The 10,215-nt window shown below is 57.5% G+C and carries 9 protein-coding genes; 7 read left to right on the top strand and 2 right to left on the bottom strand.

Annotation, left to right across the window (positions count from 1 at the left end; all coding sequences use genetic code 11):
* The first annotated feature begins 109 nt into the window (after window positions 1-109).
* On the top strand, window positions 110-799 hold the full coding sequence (ung, locus tag FN633_RS00955) for a uracil-DNA glycosylase (RefSeq protein WP_154056430.1): 690 nt from the start codon (window positions 110-112) through the stop codon (window positions 797-799).
* Window positions 800-846: 47 nt separating this feature from the next.
* Here ung and FN633_RS00950 read toward each other — a convergent pair whose 3' ends face one another.
* A complete protein-coding gene (locus FN633_RS00950; protein ID WP_154056429.1) occupies window positions 847-1,896 on the bottom strand; it encodes a tRNA/rRNA methyltransferase in 1,050 nt (349 codons plus the stop codon).
* A 192-nt stretch (window positions 1,897-2,088) separates the two neighbouring features.
* Between FN633_RS00950 and trxC the strand changes: the two genes are divergently transcribed.
* The 5 genes from trxC (at window position 2,089) to FN633_RS00925 (ending at window position 7,834) form a co-directional block, all read left to right on the top strand.
* Complete coding sequence (trxC, locus tag FN633_RS00945) at window positions 2,089-2,508, top strand: thioredoxin TrxC (protein WP_154056428.1); 420 nt, start codon at window positions 2,089-2,091, stop codon at window positions 2,506-2,508.
* A 73-nt stretch (window positions 2,509-2,581) separates the two neighbouring features.
* Window positions 2,582-3,280, top strand: a complete 699-nt coding sequence (gene tapT, locus FN633_RS00940; protein WP_154058781.1) for a tRNA-uridine aminocarboxypropyltransferase — start codon at window positions 2,582-2,584, stop codon at window positions 3,278-3,280.
* 32 nt (window positions 3,281-3,312) lie between these two features.
* Window positions 3,313-5,973: a bifunctional acetate--CoA ligase family protein/GNAT family N-acetyltransferase gene (locus tag FN633_RS00935; protein ID WP_154056427.1), complete on the top strand. Its 2,661-nt coding sequence runs from the start codon at window positions 3,313-3,315 to the stop codon at window positions 5,971-5,973.
* A gap of 129 nt (window positions 5,974-6,102) precedes the next feature.
* Complete coding sequence (gene pssA, locus FN633_RS00930; protein WP_154058780.1) at window positions 6,103-7,458, top strand: CDP-diacylglycerol--serine O-phosphatidyltransferase; 1,356 nt, start codon at window positions 6,103-6,105, stop codon at window positions 7,456-7,458.
* Between the two features lie 55 nt (window positions 7,459-7,513).
* The gene (locus FN633_RS00925; protein ID WP_154056426.1) at window positions 7,514-7,834 is read left to right on the top strand and encodes a YfiM family lipoprotein; all 321 of its coding nucleotides are present in this window, start codon (window positions 7,514-7,516) and stop codon (window positions 7,832-7,834) included.
* Here FN633_RS00925 and FN633_RS00920 read toward each other — a convergent pair.
* A complete protein-coding gene (locus FN633_RS00920; protein WP_154056425.1) occupies window positions 7,831-8,322 on the bottom strand; it encodes a DUF4385 domain-containing protein in 492 nt (163 codons plus the stop codon). The genes FN633_RS00925 and FN633_RS00920 overlap by 4 nt on opposite strands.
* Before the next feature lie 80 nt (window positions 8,323-8,402).
* Between FN633_RS00920 and FN633_RS00915 the strand changes: the two genes are divergently transcribed.
* Window positions 8,403-10,199 carry a thiamine pyrophosphate-requiring protein gene (locus FN633_RS00915; RefSeq protein WP_154056424.1) on the top strand — a complete coding sequence of 599 codons (1,797 nt, stop codon included), beginning with the start codon at window positions 8,403-8,405 and terminating at the stop codon, window positions 10,197-10,199.
* Window positions 10,200-10,215 lie beyond the last annotated feature (16 nt).

Below are 10,215 nucleotides of genomic sequence, written 5' to 3'. Positions count from 1 at the left end.
GTGTTTTCTCAAATTTTCTTAAGCTCTTATCTGCATTTTTGCCTACACATTTTATTCCACGGAAAGAAGCAGTTAAGCTTAGGCTCATCAAAAGAGGCAGGAGACCGGAATGACCACTTCGCAAACATGGCACGACGTGCTGGCTGAAGAGAAAAAGCAGCCCTACTTTACCAATACGCTTAACGCAGTAGCCGCCGAACGCGAGGCTGGCGTGACGGTTTACCCGCCACAGAAGGATGTGTTCAATGCCTTTCGCTTCACCGAGCTGGGGGATGTGAAGGTGGTGATCCTGGGTCAGGACCCCTATCACGGGCCGGGACAGGCACACGGCCTGGCGTTCTCCGTCCGCCCCGGCGTCGCTACGCCCCCGTCGCTGCTCAATATGTACAAAGAGCTGGAGAGCTCGATTCCAGGGTTTACCCGGCCCACGCACGGCTATCTGGAGAGCTGGGCGCGTCAGGGGGTGCTGCTGCTCAACACGGTGCTGACCGTGCGTGCAGGCCAGGCGCACTCCCACGCCAGCCTCGGCTGGGAGACCTTTACCGATAAGGTGATCGCCCTGATTAACGAGCATCGCGAGAACGTGGTCTTTTTACTGTGGGGATCCCACGCGCAGAAGAAAGGGGCGATTATTGACGGTCAGCGCCACCACATTCTGAAAGCGCCCCACCCTTCACCGCTGTCGGCGCACCGGGGATTTTTTGGCTGTAACCATTTTGTGCTGGCTAACGAGTGGCTGGAGCAGCATGGCGAGAAGCCGATTGACTGGATGCCGGTTCTGCCGGCAGAGAGCGAATAGCGAAGGGATCGGGCCCGGCAGCGCGATGCCAGCCGGGCCTGAAAGCATTACGCTTTGTTCTGACGCCACCACTCGGCGAGCAGAACGCCGGTTGCCACGGAGACGTTAAGACTTTCAACGTTGCCGGTGCCCGGAATAGCAAGACTCAGATCGGCGCTGGCCAGCGCTGCATCGGAGAGACCGTCACGCTCCTGGCCTAACACCAGCACCATCTTCTTCGGCAGCTCGGCCTGATAAAGCGGCGTACCTTCATGGCTGGAGGTCGTCACAATGGTGTAGCCCGCTTTGCGGAACGCATCCAGCGCATCAAGCACGCTATCACCGGTGATCGCCTGCACGTGCTCGACCCCGCCCTCAGCGGTACGTACCGCTGCGCCAGACTCGATAATTCCTGCGTCCTGCAGCACCACGCCCTTCACGCCAAAGTGCGCGCAGCTGCGCATCATCGCGCCGAGGTTGTGCGGGTTACCCACATCCTCCAGCGCCAGAACGCAATCCTGCTCACCCGCCTGGCTCACCCACTGCTGTACGGAGATGCCGCTACGCTTTTTGATAATAAAGCAGACCCCACCGTGGTGTTCGGTTCCGGACGCTTTAGCCAACTCGGCTTCGTCTACCACATGGTAGGCCTTGCGGTTAGCGGCCATCCAGCGCAGCGCCTCTTTAAAGCGCGGAGTCACGCTCTGGACAAACCAGGCGCGGACGATGCAGTCCGGGCGGCTCTGGAACAGGGCCTGACAGGCGTTTTCACCATAAACGCGCGTCTCTTCAGCGCGCTGGCGACGGATCACTTCGGGATCGATAACCGGCTTGCCGCTGGCTGACTCCTCCTCGTCCCTTACCGAGTCGGCAACGGGCGGACGGGAGACGGTGCGCCACGGCGATCCGCCGTCACGGTCGTTATCACGGTCACGATCGCGACCAAAAGGTTTTCTCTCATCGCGGGCGGGGCGACGGCCACCGTCTGCACGAGACGATCCCGGACGTCCGCCCCCCTTCCCGGTACGCGGGTTATGGGTACGTTTATCGGAATCATCATCACTGCGGACATACATCACTTTGACCTTGCCGCTTTTGTTTTTCAGTTCGTCGTTCATGCTTTTCTCCACCAGCGCTGCGCGAAGCGCGCAGATTACCCGATGTGCAGACGCATAGCCATTACTTCATTTAAAAGCCTGCGACTATTGTACTCATTGAATAAAACGCGTTGTCGTTTCACACCGGCTCAAAGATAATATGTAACATATTGGAAACATACTCTGTCCCACCGCACTACCCAGAGGTTAGTTATGAATACCGTATGTGCAAGCTGTCAGGCACTGAACCGCATTCCCGATGACCATGCTACCGACGGCGCGAAATGTGGACGCTGTGGCCACGAGCTTTTCGATGGCGACGTGATTAACGCCACTGGCGATACGCTGGACAAATTGCTGAAAGACGATCTGCCGGTAGTGGTAGATTTCTGGGCACCCTGGTGTGGCCCCTGCCGCAGTTTTGCCCCGATTTTTGAAGACGTTGCCGAAGAGCGCAGCGGCAAAGTGCGCTTTGTGAAGGTAAACACCGAAGCCGAGCGCGAGCTAAGCGCCCGCTTCCGCATCCGCAGCATTCCCACCATCATGCTGTTCAAAAATGGTGAGGTTATCGACATGCTGAGCGGCGCAGTGCCGAAAGCGCCGTTCGATAGCTGGCTGAACGAATCACTCTAATCTTCCGGGGCGCGCTTGTGCCCCGTTTTTCCCTCTGCCACAATGGCGTTTTTTCTGCGCCACCTCTATGACCGTGACCAATAACGCCGTACTGCAACTTCGGGCGCAACGTCTTGCCCGCGCTACTCGCCCTTTTCTCGCTCGGGGAAACCGTATCCGCCGCTGCCAGCGCTGCCTGCTGCCGCTAAAGCAGTGCCTGTGCGCCACGCTGCAGCCCAGCTCTGCCCGCAGCCGCTTCTGTCTGGTGATGTTTGATACCGAACCGATGAAGCCCAGCAATACCGGACGCCTGATTGCCGATATCCTGCCGGATACCGCCGCGTTCCAGTGGTCACGCACCGAGCCGCCGCAGGCGCTGTTGGATCTGGTCGCCGATCCTGATTACCAACCGATGGTGGTCTTTCCCGCCGCCTATGCGGGCAGCGAGCGTCAGGTCATCACCACGCCGCCCAGCGGTAAGCCACCGCTGTTTATTATGCTCGACGGAACCTGGACCGAGGCGCGAAAGATGTTCCGTAAAAGTCCTTATCTTGATGCACTGCCGGTGATCTCAGTCGATCTCTCCCGCGTCTCTGCCTACCGCCTGCGCGAAGCTCAGGTTGAGGGGCAGTACTGCACGGCAGAGGTGGCGATCGCCCTGCTCGATCTCGCTGCGGATCAGCCTGCCGCTCAGGCACTGGGGGATCACTTCGCCTGCTTCCGCACCCGCTATCTGGCAGGAAAAACGCAGCATAAGGGCAGCGTCACAGCGGATATCGAAGAAAGCGTTTAAAATCATCAGGTCACTCTTTTCTGGAGACCGGTATGAGCCAACGAGGACTGGAAGCGCTGCTGCGCCCTAAGTCGATTGCGGTGATTGGTGCCTCAATGAAGCCGGATCGCGCCGGTTTTTTGATGATGCGTAACCTACTGGCCGGCGGCTTTGCCGGTCCGGTGCTGCCGGTGACCCCGGCCTGGAAAGCCGTGCAGGGGGTGCTGGCCTGGCCGGACGTCGCCAGCCTGCCCTTTACGCCGGATCTCGCCGTGCTCTGTACCCATGCGAAACGCAACCTAAGCCTGCTGGAAGCGTTAGGCCAAAAAGGGTGCAAGACCTGCATTATCCTCTCTGCACCGCCGGAACAGTATGCCGATCTGATGGCCTGCGCCAGCCGTTTCCAGATGCGCCTGCTGGGGCCAAATAGCCTCGGTCTGCTCGCTCCCTGGCAGGGGCTCAACGCCAGCTTCTCTCCCGTACCGATCGCGCGCGGTAAGCTGGCCTTTATCTCCCAGTCGGCGGCGGTGTCCAATACCATTCTCGACTGGGCCCAGCAGCGCGAAATGGGCTTCTCCTACTTTATCGCCCTCGGTGACAGTCTGGATATCGACGTCGATGAGCTTCTGGACTTCCTTGCCCGCGACAGCAAAACCAGCGCTATTCTGCTCTACCTGGAACACCTGAGCGACGCCCGGCGCTTTGTCTCCGCCGCCCGTAGCGCCTCACGTAATAAGCCCATACTGGTGATCAAAAGCGGCCGTAGCCCGGCGGCACAGCGCCTGCTGCACGTTAACGCCGGGATGGATCCCGCCTGGGATGCGGCAATCCAGCGCGCGGGCCTGCTGCGGGTGCAGGATACCCATGAGCTTTTCTCTGCCGTTGAGACCCTGAGCCATATGCGCCCGCTGCGTGGAGAGCGCCTGATGATTATCAGCAACGGCGCGGCACCGGCGGCGCTGGCGTTGGACGAGCTGTGGCTGCGCAACGGCAAGCTGGCAACGCCAGGGGAAGAGACCCTCTCCCGCCTGCGTGAGGCGCTGCCGGGATCGGTCGCGGCGGATAACCCGCTGGATCTGCGCGACGATGCCAGCAGCGAGCGCTATATCACTGCGCTTAATATCCTGCTCGACAGTACCGACTATGACGCTCTGCTGGTGATCCACTCCCCCAGCGCCGTGGCACCGGGTAGTGAAAGCGCGCTGGCCCTGATTGACGCCCTGAAAAAGCATCCACGCGGTAAATATGTCACCGTGCTGACCAACTGGTGCGGGGAGTTCTCTTCCCAGGAGGCCCGCCGCCTGTTTAGCGAAGCGGGACTGCCGACCTACCGGACGCCGGAGGGAACAATTACCGCCTTTATGCATATGGTGGAGTACCGTCGTAACCAGAAGCAGCTCCGGGAGACGCCTGCTCTGCCCAGCAATCTGACCGCCGATACGGCCGAAGCGCATAAGCTGTTGCAGCAGGCTATCGATGAGGGAGCCACCACGCTTGATACGCATGAGGTCCAGCCGGTGCTTCGCGCCTACGGGTTGCACACGCTCCCGACCTGGATTGCCAGCGATAGCGCAGAGGCGGTGCACATTGCCGGACAGATTGGCTACCCCGTCGCCCTGAAGCTGCGCTCGCCGGATATCCCGCACAAGTCGGAAGTTCAGGGCGTAATGCTCTATCTGCGCACCGCTGCGGAGGTACAGCAGGCGGCAGAGGCGATTATCGATCGGGTTAAGATGCGCTGGCCCCAGGCACGGGTGCACGGTTTGCAGGTGCAGAGCATGGCTAACCGCGCCGGTGCCCAGGAGCTGCGGGTCGTGGTAGAGCAGGATCCGGTGTTTGGTCCACTGATTATGCTGGGCGAAGGTGGCGTAGCGTGGCGAGCACAGGATCAGGCCGCGGTGGCGCTGCCGCCGTTGAACATGAACCTTGCCCGCTACCTGGTTATTCAGGCCATCAAGAATAAGAAGATCCGTGGACGCAGCGGCTTACAGCCGCTAGATGTCATCGGCTTAAGCCAGTTTCTGGTGCGGGTATCTAACCTGATCGTTGACTGCCCAGAGATCCAGCGGCTGGATATTCATCCGCTGCTGGCCTCCGCCGGGGAGTTTACCGCCCTCGACGTCACGCTGACGCTGGCGCCGTTTAACGGCAGCAGCGAAAGTAGGCTCGCGATACGTCCCTATCCCCAGCATCTTGAGGAGAGCGTGACGCTGAAAAACGGTGACGCCTGCCTGTTCCGTCCGATCCTCCCCGAAGATGAACCGGCCCTGCAGCGTTTTATCGCCAAGGTCACAAAAGAGGATCTTTACTATCGTTACTTCAGTGAGATCAACGAATTCACCCATGAGGACTTAGCCAATATGACCCAGATCGACTACGATCGGGAGATGGCGATCGTTGCCGTGCGACGCACTGACGACGGCGAAGAGATCCTTGGCGTGACGCGGGCGATCTCCGATCCTGACAACGTTGATGCGGAGTTTGCCGTGCTGGTCCGTTCCGACCTCAAGGGTTTGGGTTTGGGGCGACGCCTGCTGGAGAAACTTATTGGCTACACCCGCGATCATGGTCTCATGCGTCTGAATGGTATTACGATGCCTAATAATCGCGGTATGGTAACGCTGGCACGCAAACTCGGCTTTACCGTCGATATCCAGCTAGAGGACGGGATTGTTAGCCTGACGCTTCCTCTTGCCGGGCCTGGCGACTCCTGAGTAAGGTACTGGAAATGTTGACCACTTTCGCTGGCTCTGGTGTTATCATTGTCCGCTTATGTGGTCTGCATGCTTCTGTAGATGCATGATACAGAGACCCTTCAATAAACAGAGAAGATACGCACTGTGATGTTGTCAAAATTTAAGCGTAATAAACATCAACAACACCTTGCTCAACTACCTAAGCTTTCTCAGTCAGTTGATGATGTCACGTTTTACTACTCTCCCGCCGACTTTCGGGAAACGCTGCTAAAACAGATTGCCAGTGCGACACAACGCATCTGTATTATCGCCCTCTATCTTGAGCAGGACGACGGCGGTAGAGATATTATGGCGGCGCTCTATGAAGCGAAACGCCAGCGTCCGGAGCTGGATGTCCGCGTCCTGGTCGACTGGCATCGCGCCCAGCGTGGCCGGATCGGTGCCGCAGCGGCCAACACCAATGCCGACTGGTACTGCCGTCTGGCGCAGGAGAATCCTGGCGTCGACATCGCCGTTTATGGCGTACCGGTGAATACCCGCGAAGCGCTAGGCGTGCTGCACTACAAAGGTTTTATCATTGATGATGCCGTGCTCTACAGCGGTGCCAGCCTGAACGACGTCTACCTGCATCAGCACGAGAAGTATCGCTACGACCGTTACCAGCTGATCCGCAACGCGCGGATGGCAGACATTATGCTGGAGTGGGTCGACAATAACCTGATTCAGGGGTGCGGCGTTAATCGTCTTGATAGCGACCAGCGGCCTAAAAGCCCGGAAATCAAAAATGATATCCGCCAGTTCCGTCAGGAGCTGCGTGACGCTGGCTATCATTTCCAGGGCGATGCGGATAACGAGCAGCTGGCGGTGACACCGCTGGTGGGCCTTGGCAAAACCAGCCTGCTCAACAAGACGATCTTCCATCTGATGCCGTGCACCGAACAGAAGCTGACGATCTGCACCCCCTACTTTAACCTGCCGGCGGTGCTGGTACGCAACATCATTCAGCTGCTGCGTGAAGGCAAAAAGGTAGAGATTATCGTCGGGGATAAGACGGCGAACGACTTCTATATTCCAGAAAACGAGCCGTTTAAGATTATCGGTGCGCTGCCCTATCTCTACGAGATCAACCTGCGTCGTTTCCTGAGCCGCCTGCAGTACTATGTGAATACCGATCAGCTCATTGTTCGCCTGTGGAAAGACGCGGATAACAGCTATCACCTGAAAGGAATGTGGGTGGATGATGAGTGGCTGCTGCTGACCGGCAACAACCTTAACCCACGCGCGTGGCGACTGGATCTGGAAAACGCGATCCTTATTCACGATCCGAAGCAGGAGCTGGCCCCGCAGCGTGATAAAGAGCTGGAGCTGATCCGCACCCACACCACCGTGGTGAAACACTATCGCGATCTGCAAAGCATTGCCGAATACCCGGTTAAGGTGCGTAAGCTCATCCGCCGTCTGCGCCGGATACGTATCGACAGGCTGATCAGCCGTATTCTGTAACTTCAACATAGAGTCTGGCCCCGTCATTGATGGGGCCTTTTTATTGGGATTGGCGATGCGCGCTCTTATCTTCTCTGCCCTACTGACCCTAACCGGCTGCACGCATATGGCTGACGACCAGTGGCACGGTCAGGACAAAGCCCAGCACTTTCTCGCTTCCGCCATGCTCTCTGCTGCCGGGAATGAGTATGCCCAGCACCAGGGCGTTAGCGCCGATCGCAGCGCAGTTCTCGGCGTTATGTTTTCATTAAGCCTTGGCGCGTCAAAGGAGCTGTGGGATAGCCGCCCGGCAGGGAGCGGCTGGAGCTGGAAAGATTTTGCCTGGGATGTCGCGGGAGCAACGACCGGTTACGCCGTCTGGCAGCTGGCGCACTAGCCCCATTTCGCCTGGTGTGCTTTTTTGCGCTTCAGGTAATCCTCATCGGCGCGGATCCGATCCCACCAGGTTTTAAATATCGCTGCCGCCGCGGCTTTGATCGGATCGTTACCGCGCGGATTGAGCTCGCGATTCTCATCATACTTTTTGCCGCCTTTGTAATTAGCGTAGCGCCGGGCGCGGGTATACCCCATCTGAATAAACTTACGCGCCATATCCATACCGACAAAGTCATCATTCTTGCGGTACTCCTCAAACAGGGCGTAAATTTGCTCCGCTGATTTCTGCGCTGACTCCGGATCCTTATAACGCCAGAAGGGCAGGATCTCCCCCTTATACGGCTCGACCAGCAATACGCCCTGCTCTCCCCGGCCAACCTGGTAACGTTCAGGATGCTGGCGAAAATCGGTTTCAGTAAAGTCCTGCTCATAATCAAATTCTTTGCGCACCGGTACTCTCCGTTGTAATTGCTCTTTTAAACATAGCATTGTTCAGAGAACTCCCCCTTTTTCCCCAATTTGCCTTAGGTGAACTATCCTCGAACAAACACTTGAAGCGAGGCAAAATAATGACCCAGATGACCAGTGACTTCTTTGTAGAACGATTAAAAGCCTGGGGAGTGACCCGTATTTATGGCTATCCCGGAGATGGTATTAACGGCGTGCTTGGTGCGCTACAGCGTGCTGAAAAAGCGGGCAACGGAATTGAGTTTATCCAGGTGCGCCACGAAGAGATGGCCGCCTTTATGGCCTGCGCCCATGCCAAGTTTACCGGTGAGCCTGGCGTTTGTCTCTCTACCGGTGGGCCAGGCGCGACCCACCTGCTGACAGGCCTGTATGACGCCCGTATGGATCATATGCCGGTGATCGCCATTGCTGGCCAGGCTGAGGCCACGGCCCGCGGCTCAAATTATCAGCAAGAGATCAACCTCGATCGCGTGTTTAGCGACGTAGCGAACTTCGTGCAGGAAGCGGCAACCCCTTCCCAGGTTCGCCATCTGGTGGATCGTGGCGTACGTATCGCCAAGGCTAATAACGGCGTCACGGTGCTGATCCTGCCAAAAGATATTCAGGATGAAGAGTGGCAGGAGCCCCAGCATGCCCACGGCTTTACCCATTCCGGCACCGGTTATCAACGCCCGCAGGTTATTCCCTATCAGTACGATCTCCAGCGTGCTGCTGACATCCTCAATGAGGGTAAAAAAGTAGCGATTCTGATTGGCGCGGGTGCGCGATATGCCGCCGTTGAAGTGGTTCAGACGGCTAACCTGCTGGGTGCAGGGGTAGCGAAAGCGCTGCTGGGTAAAGATATCCTGCCTGACGATGCGCCGTTCGTTACGGGCTGTATCGGCTTGCTGGGTACTGAGCCCTCCTGGGATCTGATGCAGGAGTGCGACACGCTGCTAATGATTGGTACTGGCTTCCCGTGGACTGAGTTTTTACCCAAAGAGGGACAGGCGCGAGCCGTACAGATTGATATTGATGCCTCCATGCTGGGGTTGCGTTATCCCACTGAGGTGAACTTGCACGGTGATGCGGTCAGTACGCTGCAGGCATTACTCCCTCTGCTTAAGCACAATGACGATCGTGCATGGCAGGAGAAGATCGCGGTCTCTGTTCAGGCCTGGTGGGAGAAAATGGAGGAGCGGGCCATGGCGAAAGCTAACCCGGTTAACCCTCAACGCGTAGTGTGGGAGATGTCGCCTCTGTTGCCGGACAATGCCATCGTGACGTCAGACTCAGGCTCCTGCGCAAACTGGTACGCACGTGATTTCAGAATAAAGCAGGGCCAGCGATCCTCACTGTCAGGCGGTCTAGCCTGCATGGGTGCAGCGGTACCCTATGCTATCGCCGCTAAGTTTGCTTTCCCGGAAAAACCGGTCGTTGCGTTGGTCGGCGATGGCGCGATGCAGATGAATAATCTGGCTGAGCTAATTACTATTCAGAAGTACTGGCAGGGCTGGTCCGATCCACGACTCATTGTTTGCGTATTTAACAATGGAGATCTTAATCAGGTGACCTGGGAACAGCGAGTCATGGAGGGAAACCCCCGGTTTGAGGCTACTCAGGATGTGCCAGACGTGCCTTACGCTAAGTTTGCGGAATCCATTGGACTGAAAGGGATCTTCATCGACGATCCAGAAAAGCTGCATGACGCATGGAACGAAGCATTGAGTGCGGATCGCCCGGTAGTGCTGGAGGTTAAAACCGACCCGGAAGTCGCACCTCTACCGCCGCATATTACGCTGGAGCAGGCAAAAGCCTTTATGTCATCGATGGCCAAAGGTGACCGTTCCGCCGGTAAAGTGATCGCCGATACGGCAAGTCAAATTATGAATACGGTCCTGCCGGGGCATAAAGCGTAAAGTCATAATCGCCCGG

Source organism: Pseudescherichia vulneris, assembly GCF_902164725.1.
In the GTDB taxonomy this organism is placed as follows: Bacteria; Pseudomonadota; Gammaproteobacteria; order Enterobacterales; family Enterobacteriaceae; genus Pseudescherichia; species Pseudescherichia vulneris.
This window is presented reverse-complemented; position numbering and strand designations above follow the sequence as displayed.